The organism is Pseudomonas sp. CFII64 (genome assembly GCF_000416235.1).
In the GTDB taxonomy this organism is placed as follows: domain Bacteria; phylum Pseudomonadota; class Gammaproteobacteria; order Pseudomonadales; family Pseudomonadaceae; genus Aquipseudomonas.
Genome location: NZ_ATLO01000035.1, coordinates 165,961 through 183,658 on the forward strand (window position 1 = coordinate 165,961; position 17,698 = coordinate 183,658).

Consider the following 17,698-nt stretch of genomic DNA (forward strand, 5'->3'; position numbering starts at 1 on the left):
AGCCGCGAGAGCATCAGCCGCGAGCGTGTGCTCCCGGCTGAAGCCGGTCCTACGGGGATTGTTTTGTAAAACGCCTTTTCAGTCCAGGCGCAGTTCCGGTGGCTCCGGCGCGTCTTTAGGCGCCGGTTTTATCGGGGTGGTCGTCTTCACAGGCGCGTCGGCAGAACCTTCATCGAGCTTGAGCGGCCCGCCTGGATTCGACGGCTCGTCCTCGACCGGTACCAGTTTGTATTCCTGGCCGTGCAGGTTCTTCAGGTACACCTCCATCTGGCGGAACGAGATGTTGATGTGCTGCTTCTTGAACTCGCTGTTGATGAAACGGTTGATCTCGTCGAGTACCGGGTTACGGTCGCCCAGGTCGCGCACGTGCATGCGCAACTCGTGATCCAGCGTGCTTTCGCCGAAATTCAGGAAGTACACGATAGGCGCCGGGTCTTTCAGCACGCGCGGATTGTCCTGCGCAGCCTTGAGCAGCAGGCGGCGCACCAGCTCCAGATCGGAGCCGTAATCGACGCCGAGCTTGAGGGTGACCCGGGTCACGGTGTCGGTCAGTGACCAGTTGATCAGCTGCCCGGTGATGAACGTCTTGTTCGGGACGATGATGTCTTTGCGATCAAAATCGGTAATGGTCGTGGCGCGGATGCGAATCTTGCTGACCGTGCCCGACAGGTTGCCGATGGTGATGGTGTCGCCGATACGCACCGGGCGTTCGAACAGGATCATGATGCCGGAGATGAAGTTGGCGAAGATTTCCTGCATGCCGAAACCCAGGCCCACCGACAGCGCCGCCACCAGCCATTGCAGCTTGTCCCAGCTCACGCCGAGTGCCGACAAGGTCGAGACGAAACCGATACCGGCGATGGCGTAGGACAGCAGCGTCGTGGTGGCATAAGCACTGCCCTGAGCCAGGCTCAGGCGTGACAACACCAATACTTCCAGCAAACCGGGCAAGTTGCTGGCCAGCACGAAGGTGATAACGATGATCACCAGTGCGCCAATCATGTCGCCGAGGCTGATCGGCACCATGCTCATGGTCGCGCCGGTGCCGCTGGTGTATTCGTAGAGGGTGATGTTGTCCAGATACGAGAACACCGAGATCAAGTCCGACCACACCCAGTACAAGGCGCCGATGAAACCGGCCAGCAGGGCCAGGCGAATCAGGCGCAGGGATTGCTGGTTGACCTGCTCGATGTCCAGCGTCGGTTCTTCAACCACCATATCGCCATCGCCGCTTTCCTTGGCGGCCTGCCGTTTGGCGAGAGCCCGCTGATACGCCAGGCGTCGCGCCGCAACCCCGAGACCGCGCACGAACGCCGCCTCGACCACCAGCCAGAACATCAGCAGATACAGCGTGTTGATCAGGCGATCACTGAGTTTCAGCGCGGTGTAGTAATAGCCGAAACAGACGGCGATAAACAGCGCGATGGGCAGGGCGGTAAACGCCAGGCCGACGGCGCGGCGAAACAGCGAGGCATTGTGGTGGGTCGGGCTGACCAGCAACAGACGACTGAGCAAGAAGGCCATCAAGCCGTAACAGGTCAGGACCACGCCAATACCCAGCACATCGTCGGCCAGGGAAGCGGGTTGATGCTCGGCGACGGCGACCACCGCCACCAGCGCCAGCACCACCAGGCCCAGACGGCGAACCCAGCGTTGCAGGAATTCGACCTGCGCCTTTTCCCAGCGGAAATGCAGTTGCGCCACGCCGCCCGGCGCCAATATGCGGTAGGCCGTGTAGAACACCAGCCACGCCAGGGCGATTTGCAGCAAGGCCGCGCCCAGATTGGTGTTTTGCCCGCGTGCATCGATCTGCAGCGCATAACCACACAGCGCCAAAGCGAGAGCCAGCGGCATGGCCAGCAGCACATTGATCAGGATCGCCAGCGGCGTTTGCCACTGACTGTCACGCTTGAAGTGGCCGATGTCGGCGTGCAGCCGGTTGAGCTTGTGGTAGAGCGCCTTGCGTTTCCACGTCAGTACGCCGATCAACAGCAGCAGGGGCAGGAACAGCAGCGGGCGCTGGGTCAAGCCATCACTCAGCTCGCTGATACTCGATGCCCAGGGCAGGGTCGTGACCTGCTTTTCCAGGCGCGGCCAGATCCCTTGAAACCACTCCACGTCCAGCGGCTTGTTGCTGGGGATCCAGAACATCTGCTCGTCCAGCGTCTCGCGCAGGCTCATGGCGGTGCTGACCAGCTGCTTCTGATTGAGCTGCAGCGTGATGGACTCGTTAAGCAACGAACTCAGCTCGCGGTTCAGGCGTTCGAGCAGATCGCTGCGGGTAACGGCCATGTCCAGCAGGGTTTTGCGCAGTTGCGGGGTGATTTCCTCGGGCGGCTGCGTGGCCAGCAGCTTCTCGACGTAGGCCGCCGGACTGCTCATCTGCTCGCGCTGCTGATTGACCTCGAACTGATAGAGGCGAATGTCGGCGATTTCGTCAGCCAGGCCTTTGTCCAGTTGCAGGTGTGGCAGTGCCTGTTTCTGTTTGTAGAGGATTTTCGACAGCAGCAGGCTGCCGCGCAGCACGTTGATCTGTTCGTCCAGCGCCTGATCGCTTTGGGTCAGGTTATCCAGTTGTTGCTTGGTCTTGAGGTTTTGCTGCGTCAACTCATTGAGGCGGTCGGTGCCGCGCAGCAAATAGTCGGAAAGCTTGAGGTTGGCGGCGCTTTCGGTGGCCAGCAGGCTGCTGCTGCCAGCTTTTTCCGCTGCCAGGGATTGCTGCGTCACGGTCTGTTGCGACTGAGCGCGGCGCTTGTCGTTGATCAGGGTTTGCAGCTCCTGGATTTCCTGCTCCTGACGCGCGACTTTTTCGGTCAGCAAGTCATGCTGGCTGTTGCCCAGATCCTGCAATTGGCTGTTGCCCGCCAGTTCCTGGCGACGCAGTACCGTCAGTGCATTGATCGCCGCCAGCTCGGCATTGAGCTGGTTGCGCTGTTCGGTGCTGAGGCTTTTGCCGTTGTCCTTGCCCATTTTCAAGAGCGTGTTGATTTGCTGGATGCGCGTCTGGTTGGTGCTGATTTCCGCCTGGGCGCGCTCGGGACGGGTCTGGGCGGTGATCACCAGACTGCTGGCGTCATTCAGGGCTTTTTGCAGGTCGCTTTGCTGGGTGCTGCGTTGACTCAGCAATTGTTCGAGCTGCGGCACGTCCAGATTGTTATAGCGCTGCGCCACCGGGATGACTTTGCTGGCTTTCAGGCGCACCAGTTCACGCTGGTTTTCGCCGGTCTGCTTGGGCGCTTCGGCCAGTTGCTGCTTGAGCGACGTCAGCTTCTGCTCGCTCTCGCGCTTGTTGGACAGGAACGTCAGGGTCTGCTCGAGCACCTGTCGCAAGGCTTTTTGATCAGCGTCCGGCAGTTTGCGGTCGGCGATTTTGTCCAGGCTTTGCTGCACCGCTTCGCTGGTGGGCGGGTCGGCAGCCAGAACTGGGAATGAAGACAGGCACAGGCCGAGCAGAATGGCAGCAAAGAAATTACGCAGGGGCAACATAGACACCGGTCGAGCTGATCGAATAGAAGGGCAGTTTAGAGGAACAACCCGGGACCCGGGCGGCTTCCTTCCGGGAATCTGACGCCGACTTTGAGGATCTTGTTCCCCTCCATCACCGCAACAGTCCAAATAGTTCCATTCCATTCAATCTGGTCACCGACCACCGGCTCGCCGCGATTCTTCTGCACGATGAATTTGCTCAGCGGCATGTTCGAGTCCAGGCCGTCCAGCTTCAGACCATACAAAGCCGCCACCGCGCCCAGCTGGGCGTCGCCTTCGAGGACAAAGTCGCCGAAGAAACGCAGATCCAGACCCCGTTGTGGCGCCTGGCTGAACAGTTTGCCCAGCGCAGCCAGGTTATGTTCATGGCCGATTACGCAGAGCAGATCGTCCACTTCCAGCGTGGTACTACCCGACGGATGGAGCAGTTGCTGGCTGCGAAACAGCGCCGCAATACGCGTGCCTTCCGGCATTTTCAGTTCCCGCAGCGCGGCACCGATACACCATTTTTCTGCGCCGAGACGATAAACGAACAGCTCCCACTCGCTGGTCGGGTGAACCTCCAGCGGCGCACGGGAAATCGGCGCGGGTTCTGGTGGCACCGTGACTTTCAATAATTTGGCCATCCACGGCAGGCTGGTGCCTTGCAGCAACAAAGAGACGAGCACGATGAAGAACGCCAGATTGAAGTACAGCTGCGCATTGGGCAGGTTCGCCATCAGCGGGAACACCGCGAGAATGATCGGTACCGCGCCACGCAAGCCGACCCAGGCGATAAAGGCTTTTTCGCGACCATGAAAGGCCTTGAACGGCAACAGACCGACCATCACCGACAACGGCCGCGCCACCAGAATCATCCACAGCGCCAGACCCAGCGCCGGGACTGCGATGGGCAGCAAGTCGTGGGGCGTGACCAGCAAACCCAGCACCAGGAACATGCCGATCTGCGCCAGCCAGGCCATGCCGTCGAGCATGTGCAGAATGCCGTGGCGGCTGCGGATCGGGCGGTTGCCCATGACCAGGCCGCACAGATACACCGCCAGGAAGCCGCTGCCGTGAATGGCGTTGGTCAAGGCAAACACCGCCAGGCCGCCGGCAATCACCAGGATCGGATACAGGCCGTTGGCCAGATTGATCCGGTTGACCAGTTGCAGCATCAACCAGCCGCCGCCCAGGCCGATGATGCCGCCGATACCGAATTCGCGAAGCAGGTGCGTCAGCAGGCTCCATTCCAGGCTGGTCTGGCCGCTGGCGAGCATGCCGATCAGCGTGACGGTAAGAAACACCGCCATCGGGTCGTTACTGCCGGATTCGATTTCCAGGCTGGCGGTGACCCGCTCGTTCAGGCCTTTGCCGCCCAGCAGGGAAAAGACTGCGGCGGCGTCGGTCGAGCCGACGATGGCGCCGATCAGCAGGCCCTGAATCATGTTCAGGTTGAATAACCATGCGGCCATCATGCCGGTCAAGCCGGTGGTGATCAGCACGCCAACCGTGGCCAGCGACAACGCCGGCCAGAGCGCGACCCGGAAACTGGACACCCGCGTACGCAGCCCGCCGTCGAGCAGGATCACGGCCAGGGCGAGGTTGCCCACCAGATACGCCGTGGCGTAATTGTCGAAAATGATGCCGCCGCCGTCGACGCCCGCGACCATGCCCACGGCCAGGATGATCACCAGAATCGGGATGCCCAGGCGTGACGACAGCGAGCTGACCAGGATGCTTGCCCCAACCAGCAACGCGCCGATCAAGAACACGCTGTTGATGGTCGCAGCATCCAAGGGCGGTACTCCAGACAAAATATGACGATAAAAAAAATGAGGGCGCGAAATGACCATGCAGTCCGCGTGCCAAGGATTCTAACCTGTTGAAATGGCTGGCTGTCAAAAAAGGTTACAACATTAAAGCGCAGTAAATATATAGGGGCCCGCATCCGCGGTTTTTTGATCACGTGCATGACTTCTCCATTAGCAAGGAACGAAGTCATGCCTGCGATTGACACCTCCACCTCGACTGCGACTGTCGAGAATCCAGCGCTCAACGATGAGTTGCGCCTGAAGAAAATTGCCCGGCAGTACATTCAGGACTACCCGGATGCCCACGGTCTGGCGTATGCGACCGCGCTGCATATCTTGAAAAAACATACGAACAAACGCCTGAATCCCACCCAGGTCTACTGGCATCGCTTCAGCGGCGCCATGAGCAGCAGCCGAACCTTCACCGGTTGGGAGCATTCAGGGGTGCCCACCGAGTCCATGACGCTGGTCGAACTGGTCATGCATCGGTTCAGTGCCCGGGATCAGGACGCCAACGATGACTTGCAGGTCTATGGCGGCTTCTACACCGACGGCCCGCAGCATGGGGTCTATAACGAGCGCAACGAAGTGGCGATGCTGCCGCAAGTCGTCTTGCGGGATTTCTGGGCGCTGGATTTGAGCGCGGTGTATCAGCGCAAGATCAAGCAGTTCTGGACCGCCCACGGTGAAAATTTCCGAACCCTGAGCAAGGCGCATTTCCTCGGCGCAGCGGGGCAGGCGCAGCGCGGTGGCGCGTTGTCGGACGCCGACTATCTGACGGTCATCCGCGCCGTTGCCGAAACGCTGCCTCCGGTCATGACCTTGTGCGCCCTGCAGTCACGGGTTGCGCCACAACCCGGCATCAGCTTGCGCAGCTTCGATATTGGCCAATACGTCGCCCACGACGTGGTACGAATCGTCGACAGCAGCGGTGGGCAGATTCTCTACGTGCCGGGCGAAGTCCCGGCCTTTCATCGGTTTGCCAACGATGACCAATTGCGCGCCTGGGTGCTGGAGCGTTGTGCAACCGAGGCATCACGAACGGCTTTTACCTTGCATTTTTTCTCCTCGCAGACCGCCAAGGATCAGGATGGCGGCACCTTCGACCGCTGGATCGGGCAGTTGCAACGCAATGAATGGTCTGACGAAAAGGTCATCAATCGTCTGGATAAGGTCATCGCCGGCGATGTGTTCGAGCACTTGCGCGAACAGGCGCTACACAACATGCACGAGCAGGCGCAATTTCTGACATCCAATGCCAGCCTGCGCAAACAGATATGGATCGGCTATCTGAACGCCTTCATTCGGGTGTTTGGTGCCGTCGCGCCGCTGGGCTGGCCGGTTGCGCTCACGCTGGTGGGCGCAGGGCTCGCCAATGTCGGCTTGAACATCGATCAAGCCGTAAATGGCAATACGCCACGGCTGCGCAAGGCGGGTGTGCTCGGTGCTGTATTCAACTCGGTGTTTGTTGCCTTCAACTTGCCGATTCCGGGCGCAATCGGCGCCGAGGCGTCTGTCGAAGACTGGCTGCCGGTGCTCGACAGCGGCGAATCGTTGGCAAATCTGGAGGGCAACCTGATTTTGCCCGCTGCGGCTCCCAAGGCGATGGGGCGCTTGCAAGGCGTGCACGTGCTGGCCGATGGCGAAACCTGGATCGAGATGCGCGGCGTGCCTTATCGGGTGCTTTATAAAGAAGAGCTGCACAGCTGGGCCGTTGTCGATCCGCAAAACCCCTTCGCCTTCCAGGGCACTCAACCTGTACGGCTCAACGCGCGTGGCGAATGGGAGCTGCTGGCACCGCCGAAACTGAAAGCTGGCGCACCGATGCAGGAAATAGCGGGTTCGTCGTCAGCCGCAAGTGTTTGCGACACATCGTTTGCCAGGACAGAATCGCCGTTCTGGGACACTTACATGCGTTTCGACCTGAAGGAGGAGGAGCGTTTGTCCGAGGTGGCCCTTGCCCGGCAAAAATCCGTAGTGGACGAAAGCGTAAGAGAATATGGGCCTGACTCAGGCTCGGACACAGACTCGGACCTGGACGCCGATGAGTTCGTCACCACCAACGAAGCAGGCGACAGAATCCTCATCGACGCCTGGGGCGACGAACACCGGCTGTTCAAGATTGGCGACGAATACGTCGGCGGACGTGTTGCCGACTACACGCAATACGACGAGATGTTCAACGTCTACCTGCGCAATGGCCAGCCGCAATCCGGTAATCAGGCGCAGCTTATCGAAGAGCTTGTCGAAGACCTCGACAGCATCGGTTACAACAACGATGTGGACCTGTATCGCGGCGGCAGCGGCCATCGTGGCACCTCGGGGGTCACCTTTCGTTCCGGCCAGATAAAAGTTGGCGATATTCTGGTGAGCACCGATTTCACCTCATTCAGCGAAAACCCTTATCTGGCGCGGGTTTTTTCCAGCAGCCAGGCGGGTGAGCAGTCGCACCGGTTTATCCACGACATGGCTGCTGGCGCCGAGATCACCTTTGACGACACGTCCGTGGTCTTTGAGCTGGCGAAGAAAACCTACCAGAGTGCAACGCCTATCGCGCCCTTTTCCGGTGACTGGCAGGAGGCCGAATCCCTCTTCAAGCCCGGCACCTGGTTTCAGGTCGACCGCATCGAGGAAGTGGTGGGTGACCACTTCAAGTTCGTCAAGGTACTGCTGAAGGAAAAACACCGCGCGCTGGAGAAATCCGGTCAATGGGCAGGCAAGACCTTCCATTTGCGCACGGGCGAGCCGTTCAGTCGCGATGACTTCGCCGCCAAGCTCGGGCCGCAAGGCGAGGCGCTGATCGACTTGTTTTTCCCGTTGTGAGGTTCGCCGGATGAGCGTCTAGAACCATTCATCCTGCATCGCCAGACACGTGTCATCACGGGCTTCGAGAATTGCCAGCTCGTGATGGCAGCCGGGTACTTCCCACGTCAGGAAATACCGGGCGGCCTGCAGCTTGCCTTTATAGAAATCCGTATCCGCCGGGTTGCCTGCCGCCAGACCTTGCTCGGCGTGGATGGCTTGTTCCAGCCAACGCCAGCCGATCACCGCATGGCCGAAGGCCTTCAGATACAGCGCAGAATTGGCCAGCGTCGAAGTGACCTTGCCCTGGGCCAGATCAGTCAGTAAACCCAGCGTCACCGTTTGCAGGTGCGCCACCAATTGCTCCAGCGGTGCGCGCAATGCAGTCAGGCTTGCGTGGGATTTGGCCCGTTCACAGGTGTCGGCAATCAGGCGGATCAATTGCTTGAGCCCGGCGCCACCGTTTTGCGCCAGCTTGCGGCCCAGCAAGTCCAGAGACTGAATGCCGTGAGTGCCCTCGTGAATCGGATTCAAACGATTGTCGCGGTAATACTGCTCCACCGGATATTCGCGAGTGTAGCCATGGCCGCCGAGAATCTGGATCGCCAGTTCGTTGGCTTTCAGGCAAAACTCCGAAGGCCAGGATTTGACGATGGGCGTCAGCAGGTCGAGCAGTTCCTGAGCCTTGCTGCGAACCTCTTCGGTTTCGCCGGTGGTGGTGTCATCGAATAAACGCGCGGCATACAAACCCAGATCGAACGCGCCTTCGACGTAGGCTTTCTGGGTCAGCAACATGCGCCGCACATCGGCATGCTCAATGATCGCCACCGGCGCGCTGTCCGGGCTTTTGTTGTCCGGCAAGCGACCTTGCGGGCGTTGCCGCGCGTAATCCAGGGAATACAGATAACCCGCGTAGCCGAGCATGACCGCACCCATGCCGACGCCGATGCGTGCTTCGTTCATCATCTGGAACATGTAGCTCAAGCCCCGATGCGGCTTGCCCACCAGATAGCCGACACACGCGCCGTTATCGCCGAAGTTGAGCGCCGTGGACGTCGTGCCGCGCCAGCCCATCTTGTGAAACAGGCCGGCCAGCAGCACATCGTTGCGCGGGCCAAGGCTGGCATCGTCATTGACCAGAAACTTGGGCACGATGAACAGCGAAATACCTCTCACCCCGGCAGGCGCATCCGGCAACCTGGCCAGCACCATGTGCACGATATTCTCGGCCAGACCGTGATCGCCGCCGGAGATAAAAATCTTGTTGCCCCGCAGGCGATACGTGCCCTCCTCGGCAGGCTCGGCGCGGGTGCGAATGTCCGACAGCGACGACCCGGCATGAGGTTCGGTCAGCGCCATGGTGCCGAAGAACCGGCCTTCGATCATAGGCTGTAAAAAATGTTGTTTCTGTTCATCGCTGCCAAAGCTTTCAATGAGATTGGCCGCGCCCATGGTCAGGAACGGATACGCCGTGGATCCAGCATTCGCGGCCTGAAAATGCGCAAAGCAGGCTTGCGACAGCAGCGTCGGCAACTGCATGCCGCCCGCCTCGAAACTGCGCGTGGCATTGAGAAATCCCGCATCGAGAAACGCATCGACCGCCGGTTTGACCTCAGGAATCAGCACCGCCTCGCCATTTTCATAACGCGGCTCGTTTTCATCAGCCTTCCGGTTGTGCGGCGCGAAATACCTCTCGGCAATCGTCCGCGCCGTGCCAATGGCCGCATCGAATGTCTCACGATTGTGCTCGGCAAACCGTTCCCGCCGGGTCAAAGCCTCGGCGTCGAGCACTTCATACAGCTCGAAAGCCAGATTGCGCGAACAGAGCAGCGTCTCGGACATGGTGACAAACCTTGTGTGGGGATGCGTCGAGTCTAGGATTGAAGGGCGGGGGTGAACAGGAAGATTGATTTGGGTGATGGTGGGGAAAAGGTTGTAGGTGAGCCCCGTAGGACCGGCTTTAGCCGGGAGGGGGTAGGCAACCCAGCGCGTTTGTATCGTCAGAAATACCGCCCTCCCGGCTGAAGCCGGTCCTACGGATTCATTTCAGCGTAGGAGGGGACTCGTCCCCGAAGGCGGTCGTCCAGGCGGCGTTAACATTGCGGTTTTTTTCGTCAGGGCAATCGCTTTCGGGGACGAGTCCCCTCCTACAGGTCATTCGATTTACCGCGCTTCAACACTCACCAGCGATCGATCCAGCTCGGTACGGGCCATTTCAATCAGGTGCACAGCCGAAAACGCCAGGTCGCGTTTCGGGCCATTGAGGCTGTCGCCGGTTTCGTAGGCAGTTGCAGCGGCGCAGCGCAGCAGATCGCTGATGTGGAGAAGGGATTGTTCCAGAGATGTTTCGGATGATGCCTTGTTCATTTTTTGGCTCCTTGGATTTAGCGGAGCCACCGGAGATTCGCTGCTAACCGAATGAAAGGTGGCGGCTTTGTCGCGGGTTAGCAGACCAGGTATCCAAGGCAACCCAGCGCACTCGAAAGTGCCCCGCGCAAAGCCGCCATAGAGCGGCACTTGCGAGCCTTGGATGTTGGACAGGCTGCTAAACCCGATCACTGATGTTCAGCGACCGACCCAGCCTAGAGCCTCGAAATCCCCGGCGCAAGCGGTCAGGATTCTCTCGGAAAGTTCACGCAGAAGAAAGGGAAAAGACACCGGCAGGGCGGTGTAGGAAAGGGTGTTTTGTTAGCTGAGGTAACGATTTTCTCGGGTCGGGCGCGAATCCCGTAGGAACGAGGCTTGCCCGCGAAGAGGCCGTTACATCGCTGCATCTCTGCCGGATGAACAATTGCTTTCGCGGGCAAGCCTCGCTCCAACGGAGCCAGGATCGCCCTTATTGCAAACGCTTTACCCGATGGTCATCAAGCTAGCATTACCACCCGCCGCAGCGGTGTTGACGCTCAATGCGCGTTCGATCACCAGACGCTCCAGTGCCACGTTGGTTTCGCCGTGGGACAGGCCGTTGACGCCGATGATTGCGCCGGCACGTTGCGCCACTTGCTGGCAAACCGAGCGCAGTTGATCGGAATCGCCGTGGTGCAGAACCGCGTCGATGATCACCTCGTCCTTGGTCCAGTCGGCAACCAGCTTGATCCGCGCTTGCACGTCTTTGGGCAGGCGCGTGCGCAAGGTTTTGCTCAGCTCGTTGTCCGGCAGGATCGCGGTGCTGCCAACGGCCAGAACCGCAGCCAGTTGGGTCAGCAAATCGCTTTCTGCTTCCGCCAGGCACAACACGTGTTCCCGAGGCAGGATGCTGTAGCTGTTGCGCTCGCCGGTCGGGCCGGTCAGCAGGCGGGTGATGCCGCTTTGCGATTGCTCGGCAAACTGGCTGCACAGCGCATCCAGCTCTGGCTGTTGATTGCTGGATGCCCAGGTTTTCAGGGCCTGCAACGGTTTGCTCAAGGCTTCGCGCATCCGCGTGTCCGGTGCTGTCAGGGCATCGCCGCGCACGAAGGATTGCTCGATGGCGTCCACCGGGCGTGTCGACAGCAGGCGATACAGATACAGCGGACCGCCAGCTTTCGGACCGGTGCCGGACAAGCCTTCGCCGCCGAACGGCTGCACGCCGACCACGGCACCGACGATGTTGCGGTTGACGTACACGTTACCGGCGTTGACGTTGTCGATGACCTTGGCGATCGTCTCGTCGATACGCGTGTGCACGCCGAGGGTCAGGCCGTAGCCGGAAGCGTTGATCTGGCCGATCAGTTGATCAAGCTCTTTACGCTTGTAGCGCACCACGTGCAGCACCGGGCCGAAGATCTCCCGTTGCAGTTCGTCGAAGCTTTCCAGCTCGATCAGGGTTGGCATCACGTAGGTGCCGCGCTTGATTTCGGCGCTGTCGGCGATGGCGACCTGATAGACCGTGCGGCCTTTGTCGCGCATGGCCTGGATGTGTTTTTCGATCCCCGCCTTGGCTTCGGCATCGATTACCGGGCCGATGTCCACGGATAGGCGTTCCGGGTTGCCAAGGCGGCATTCAGCCATGGCCCCTTTGAGCATTTCGATGACGCGATCTGCGGAATCTTCCTGCAAGCACAGCACGCGCAGGGCGGAGCAGCGTTGCCCGGCGCTGTCGAAGGCCGAGGACACCACGTCGATGACCACTTGCTCAGTCAGCGCCGAGGAATCGACGATCATCGCGTTCTGGCCACCGGTTTCGGCGATCAGCGGGATCGGGCGACCTTGTGAATCCAGACGACCGGCGACGTTGCGTTGCAGCAGACGCGCCACTTCGGTGGAGCCGGTGAACATCACGCCTTTGACCCGATCATCGCCGACCAGACGAGCGCCGACGGTTTCGCCGCGACCCGGCAACAGCTGCACGACGCCTTCAGGAATCCCGGCTTCGAGCAGGATGCGCACGGCTTGTGCGGCCACCAGCGGGGTTTGTTCAGCCGGTTTGGCCAGCACCGGGTTACCGGCGGCCAGCGCGGCAGCAACCTGACCGCTGAAAATCGCCAGCGGGAAGTTCCACGGGCTGATGCAAACCACCGGACCCAGCGGACGGTGCGCGTCATTGGAGAAATCGTTACGGGCCTGCACGGCGTAGTAGCGCAGGAAATCCACCGCTTCGCGGACTTCGGCGATGGCGTTGGCGAAGGTCTTGCCGGCTTCACGGGCCAGCAGGCCCATCAGTGGCTGAATCTCGCCTTCCATCAAGTCGGCGGCGCGTTCCAGAATCGCCGCACGTTCGGCTGGCGGCGTGGCTTGCCAGATCGGACCGGCGCTCAGCGCGCAGTGCAACGCGGTGTCGACATCTTCCAGGCTGGCTTCCTGCACATGGCCGACCACATCACGCAAGTCGGACGGGTTCAGCACGGGAGCCGCAGCGCCTTCGCTGGCCGGGCTGCCCAGCATCGGGCCGGCTTTCCAGTCGTTGTGAGCGGTCGCCAGCAACGCCGAGGACAGCGAACCCAGGCGGTGTTCGTTGGCCAGATCGATGCCGCTGGAGTTGGCGCGTTCGGCGCCGTACAAGTCACGCGGCAGCGGGATACGCGGGTGTGGCAGGCCGAAACCGCCTTCCTGCGTCGCCATCTGCTCGATCTGGTTCACTGGATCGGCCACAAGCTCTTGAATAGAGATGGATTGATCGGCAATGCGGTTGACGAACGAGGTATTGGCGCCGTTTTCCAGCAGACGACGCACCAGATACGCCAGCAGCGTTTCGTGGGTGCCGACCGGTGCGTACACGCGACACGGACGGTTCAGCTTGCCATCGGAGACTTTGCCTACAACCTGCTCGTAAAGCGGTTCGCCCATGCCGTGGAGGCACTGGAATTCGTATTGGCCGGGGTAATAGTTCTGACCGGCAATGTGGTAAATGGCCGACAAGGTGTGGGCGTTGTGCGTGGCGAACTGCGGGTAGATGACTTCCGGCACCGAGAGCAGTTTGCGCGCACAGGCAATGTAGGAAACGTCGGTGTACACCTTGCGGGTGTAGACCGGATAGCCTTCCAGGCCTTCAACCTGGGCGCGTTTGATTTCGCTGTCCCAGTACGCGCCTTTCACCAGACGAATCATCAGGCGATGGCGGCTGCGACGGGCCAGGTCAATCACGTAGTCGATCACATACGGGCAACGCTTCTGATAGGCCTGGATCACGAAACCGATGCCGTTCCAGCCGGTCAGCTGCGGCTCGAAGCACAGGCGCTCAAGCAGATCCAGCGACAGCTCAAGGCGGTCGGCTTCTTCGGCGTCGATGTTCAAGCCGATGTCATATTGCTTGGCCAGCAGGGTCAGCGACAGCAGGCGCGGGTACAACTCTTCCATCACACGCTCGTACTGCGCGCGGCTGTAACGCGGGTGCAGTGCCGACAACTTGATGGAAATGCCGGGGCCTTCATAAATCCCACGGCCATGGGACGCTTTGCCGATGGAGTGGATCGCCTGCTCGTAGGACGCCAGGTATTTCTGCGCGTCGTGTTCGGTCAGCGCCGCTTCGCCGAGCATGTCGTAGGAATAACGGAAGCCCTTGGCTTCGAACTTGCTGGCGTTGGCCAGCGCTTCAGCGATGGTTTCGCCGGTCACGAACTGCTCGCCCATCAAACGCATGGCCATGTCCACGCCTTTGCGGATCATCGGCTCGCCGCTCTTGCCGATGATGCGGCTCAGGGAGGACGTCAGGCCCGTTTCATTGTGAGTGGCGACCAGTTTGCCGGTCAGCAGCAAGCCCCAGGTGGCGGCGTTGACGAACAGCGACGGGCTGTTGCCCAGGTGCGGATGCCAGTTGCCGGTGCTGATCTTGTCGCGGATCAGCGCGTCGCGGGTGCCTTTGTCCGGGATGCGCAACAACGCTTCGGCCAGGCACATCAGCGCCACACCTTCCTGGGAAGACAGGGAAAATTCCTGCAACAGTCCTTGAACAATGCCTGCACGGCCGCCGGCGCTTTTCTGATTGCGCAGTTTTTCAGCAATAGACGCTGCCAGCTTGTTGGTCGCTTCGGCCATCGACACCGGCAGACGCGCCTGCTCGATGAGCATTGGCACGACTTCCTGCTCAGGGCGGCGATAAGCCGAGGTGATCGCGGCACGCAGGACAGATTGCGGCAGGATGCTTTCAGCGAATTCGAGGAAGCATTGATGCGCTGCGTCGACCGGCAGCTCGCCATGGTCGTCGCCGTCTTTACTGATCAAACCGTTGAGTTCAGAAAGGGTTGCACCACCTTCGAGCTTTTCCAGGTAATTGAAAATCGCCTGCTTGATCAACCAGTGCGGTGTACGGTCGATGGAGTGGGCGGCGGCTTTCAATCGCTCGCGGGTCGGGTCGTCGAGTTTGACACCCAGAGTGGTGGTCGCCATGTGCTGTCCTCATTTTCGCCACTTTGGGTGTGGCCGTGGTTGTCGGACAAGATTAGCGATGCAATGGCTGAGGTGCAACCGGGTGCAACCCTTTTTCCATTGATTATTTGTTCGTTCGTCAGTAAATGAATTTCACGAGCCTTCAGGTGCGCAATGCCGGGGCTTTTAATTCGATAAAACCCACTGACCGCGCCAAATTGGGGCGCGAAAGGCGAGATTTGCCAACTGGTCGAAAAGGTGCAACTTATTCGAAAATAAGGGTTGCACCTTATTCCCGTTCTTGAATAGCATTCATTCCCCCAGTGCAACCGCGCTGGAAGCCTCACGAACGGACTGCTTTTTATACGAAACGCAGTCAGTACAGCCGTCTGCAATCAATGTCCTGAAGCGGGTGCATTGATCACGAGATCAGTCGGCGTCTATAAAAACAATGCCAGGGCAGAATTCAATGAGTGTCAGCAATCCCACCCTCATCACCTTCGTGATCTACATCGCGGCGATGGTATTGATCGGCCTTATGGCTTATCGCTCCACCAATAACCTCTCGGATTACATCCTCGGTGGCCGCAGCCTGGGCAGTTTCGTTACGGCACTGTCGGCTGGCGCATCGGACATGAGCGGCTGGTTGCTCATGGGCTTGCCCGGCGCCATCTATATGTCCGGCCTGTCGGAAAGCTGGATCGCCATTGGCCTGATCGTCGGGGCTTATCTGAACTGGTTGTTCGTGGCTGGCCGTCTGCGCGTGCAGACCGAGCACAACGGCGATGCCTTGACCCTGCCGGACTACTTCACCAGCCGATTTGAAGACACCAGCGGCCTGCTGCGTATCATCGCGGCGGTGGTGATCCTGGTGTTCTTCACTATTTATTGTGCTTCCGGGATTGTGGCTGGCGCGCGGTTGTTCGAAAGCACTTTCGGCATGTCCTACGAGACCGCCTTGTGGGCCGGTGCTGCTGCGACGATTGCCTACACCTTTGTGGGTGGTTTCCTGGCCGTAAGCTGGACTGACACCGTTCAGGCAACCCTGATGATCTTCGCCTTGATTCTCACGCCGATCATCGTGCTGCTGGCCACCGGCGGCATCGACGCAACCTTCCTGGCGATCGAAGCCAAGGACCCGGGCGCGTTCGACATGTTCAAGAACACCACCTTCATCGGCATCATTTCCCTGATGGGCTGGGGCCTTGGCTACTTCGGTCAGCCGCACATCCTGGCGCGTTTCATGGCTGCCGATTCGGTGAAGTCCATCGCCAGCGCCCGTCGTATCTCCATGACCTGGATGATCCTGTGCCTGGGCGGCACCGTCGCGGCCGGTTTCTTCGGTATCGCTTACTTCTCGGCCCATCCGGAAGTTGCCGGTCCCGTGACTGAAAACCCGGAGCGGGTATTCATCGAACTGGCCAAGCTGCTGTTCAACCCGTGGATCACCGGCGTGCTGCTGTCGGCGATCCTTGCTGCCGTCATGAGCACTCTGAGCTGCCAGTTGCTGGTGTGCTCCAGCGCCCTGACCGAAGACTTCTATAAAGCCTTCCTGCGCAAAAAAGCTTCCCAGACCGAACTGGTCTGGGTCGGCCGCGCCATGGTGCTGCTGATTGCAGTGATCGCGATTCTGCTGGCGGCCAATCCGGAAAACCGCGTACTGGGTCTGGTGAGCTACGCCTGGGCAGGCTTCGGCGCTGCGTTTGGTCCGGTGGTGCTGATCTCGGTACTGTGGAAAGGCATGACCCGCAACGGTGCGCTGGCCGGGATTCTGGTGGGTGCCATTACCGTGATCGTCTGGAAGAACTTCAGCATCTGGGGTCTGTACGAAATCATCCCCGGCTTCCTCTTCGCCAGCATCGCCATCGTCGTCTTCAGCCTGCTGGGCAAAGGCCCGTCGGTTGGCATGCAGACGCGTTTTGAGCTGGCCGAGAAAGAATTTCAGGATGCAACGCGTTAATCCGCTGACGTAAAAACGGTAGGAGCCAACAAGTTGGCTCCTACCGAATCTGATTTCCCCCCGCCTCCACCCCGCCATTTTCAGACTCGTCCTACATTCGCGCCGTGATCTTTTCAATAAACTTGCCAACCATCAGGAAGGACTCGTTTATAGAAAGGAACTTATCGAGTGAACCTCAATCGTTACGATATCTGGGACGTCAGCCACGCTGCTGCTCGACTGACAGCCCAGGCTTCTACGCTCGGCGCAATTCTTCAGGGAGCGCCAACAGCTGTTTTCCCGACTGGACGCCAAACTTGCCCCGTGATCAAGGCAGGCGTCGGCTTCGCCGATCACCCGGACATCAAAACCGCCTTGGGCATTTCCAGTCGCAAGGACTTTCCAAGATGAACGCTGAATCACTCTACGAATTCTTCCTGTGGGCAAGTCTCGTCAGTACGGTGGGCCTCTTGCTCTGTCTGGGTATCAGCTATGGCTTTGGGTACTTTAAACAGGAAAAACTGTTCGAGTACCTGAAAAACAGCCATGCTGTGACGGGACAACTATATTATTCAACGTCTTTCGGCGGTGAAAAAATGGCAATGGTGAATCAAGTCATACATGTCGTGGCCAGATCTCGTCATTACCTTCATAAGGGCACAGCCAACCCTAAAGATATTAAAAATTTCCCGGCCAAGTTGAAGTTGTTATTTGTCGTCCTGTATTGGGTCCGCGTCGGCTCGTTTTGGTTATGGCTTGTGGCGTTCGTAGCGCTGCACCTCAGTTGGTTCGCTCCCAGCCAGCAGAGACCCGCCTGTTATTGCCAGATTAATGAGAAGACCGGCGAGATCGATTACGAAATCGTTCGATAAACCTGCAGGCGCTGCTGACTTTG

The 17,698-nt window shown here is 59.5% G+C and carries 9 protein-coding genes; 4 read left to right on the top strand and 5 right to left on the bottom strand.

What is annotated here, in order from left to right; all coding sequences use genetic code 11:
• Nucleotides 1–78: 78 nt before the first annotated feature.
• Nucleotides 79–3,486: a mechanosensitive channel MscK gene (mscK, locus tag CFII64_RS16090; RefSeq protein ID WP_020291863.1), complete on the bottom strand. Its 3,408-nt coding sequence runs from the start codon at nucleotides 3,484–3,486 to the stop codon at nucleotides 79–81.
• A 35-nt stretch (nucleotides 3,487–3,521) separates the two neighbouring features.
• Nucleotides 3,522–5,264 carry a potassium/proton antiporter gene (locus CFII64_RS16095; protein WP_020291864.1) on the bottom strand — a complete coding sequence of 581 codons (1,743 nt, stop codon included), beginning with the start codon at nucleotides 5,262–5,264 and terminating at the stop codon, nucleotides 3,522–3,524.
• Between the two features lie 204 nt (nucleotides 5,265–5,468).
• Between CFII64_RS16095 and CFII64_RS16100 the strand changes: the two genes are divergently transcribed.
• Entirely contained in the window at nucleotides 5,469–8,102 is a 2,634-nt protein-coding gene (locus CFII64_RS16100; protein ID WP_020291865.1) for a dermonecrotic toxin domain-containing protein, read from the top strand.
• A gap of 18 nt (nucleotides 8,103–8,120) precedes the next feature.
• Here the strand turns inward: CFII64_RS16100 and CFII64_RS16105 are convergent, their stop codons facing one another.
• The 3 genes from CFII64_RS16105 to putA form a co-directional block, all read right to left on the bottom strand.
• The gene (locus tag CFII64_RS16105) at nucleotides 8,121–9,923 is read right to left on the bottom strand and encodes an acyl-CoA dehydrogenase (protein WP_020291866.1); all 1,803 of its coding nucleotides are present in this window, start codon (nucleotides 9,921–9,923) and stop codon (nucleotides 8,121–8,123) included.
• Between the two features lie 321 nt (nucleotides 9,924–10,244).
• Complete coding sequence (locus tag CFII64_RS16110; RefSeq protein ID WP_020291867.1) at nucleotides 10,245–10,448, bottom strand: DUF6124 family protein; 204 nt, start codon at nucleotides 10,446–10,448, stop codon at nucleotides 10,245–10,247.
• 483 nt (nucleotides 10,449–10,931) lie between these two features.
• Nucleotides 10,932–14,885 (bottom strand): trifunctional transcriptional regulator/proline dehydrogenase/L-glutamate gamma-semialdehyde dehydrogenase, encoded by a 3,954-nt coding sequence (gene putA, locus CFII64_RS16115; RefSeq protein ID WP_020291868.1) that lies wholly within the window; start codon nucleotides 14,883–14,885, stop codon nucleotides 10,932–10,934.
• 448 nt (nucleotides 14,886–15,333) lie between these two features.
• Between putA and putP the strand changes: the two genes are divergently transcribed.
• The 3 genes from putP (at nucleotide 15,334) to CFII64_RS16130 (ending at nucleotide 17,675) form a co-directional block, all read left to right on the top strand.
• Complete coding sequence (putP, locus tag CFII64_RS16120; RefSeq protein ID WP_020291869.1) at nucleotides 15,334–16,824, top strand: sodium/proline symporter PutP; 1,491 nt, start codon at nucleotides 15,334–15,336, stop codon at nucleotides 16,822–16,824.
• Between the two features lie 168 nt (nucleotides 16,825–16,992).
• Nucleotides 16,993–17,214: a hypothetical protein gene (locus tag CFII64_RS16125; RefSeq protein WP_020291870.1), complete on the top strand. Its 222-nt coding sequence runs from the start codon at nucleotides 16,993–16,995 to the stop codon at nucleotides 17,212–17,214.
• Entirely contained in the window at nucleotides 17,211–17,675 is a 465-nt protein-coding gene (locus CFII64_RS16130; protein ID WP_020291871.1) for a hypothetical protein, read from the top strand. The genes CFII64_RS16125 and CFII64_RS16130 overlap by 4 nt, the downstream gene beginning before the upstream one ends.
• Nucleotides 17,676–17,698: the final 23 nt, after the last annotated feature.

Bases quoted from the DNA above. Each gene is read 5' to 3' on its own strand.
- mscK (WP_020291863.1), bottom strand. From the start codon at position 3,486: ATGTTGCCCCTGCGTAATTTCTTTGCTGCCATTCTGCTCGGCCTGTGC.
- CFII64_RS16100 (WP_020291865.1), top strand. From the start codon at position 5,469: ATGCCTGCGATTGACACCTCCACCTCGACTGCGACTGTCGAGAATCCA.
- CFII64_RS16105 (WP_020291866.1), bottom strand. From the start codon at position 9,923: ATGTCCGAGACGCTGCTCTGTTCGCGCAATCTGGCTTTCGAGCTGTAT.
- CFII64_RS16110 (WP_020291867.1), bottom strand. From the start codon at position 10,448: ATGAACAAGGCATCATCCGAAACATCTCTGGAACAATCCCTTCTCCAC.
- putA (WP_020291868.1), bottom strand. From the start codon at position 14,885: ATGGCGACCACCACTCTGGGTGTCAAACTCGACGACCCGACCCGCGAG.
- putP (WP_020291869.1), top strand. From the start codon at position 15,334: ATGAGTGTCAGCAATCCCACCCTCATCACCTTCGTGATCTACATCGCG.
- CFII64_RS16130 (WP_020291871.1), top strand. From the start codon at position 17,211: ATGAACGCTGAATCACTCTACGAATTCTTCCTGTGGGCAAGTCTCGTC.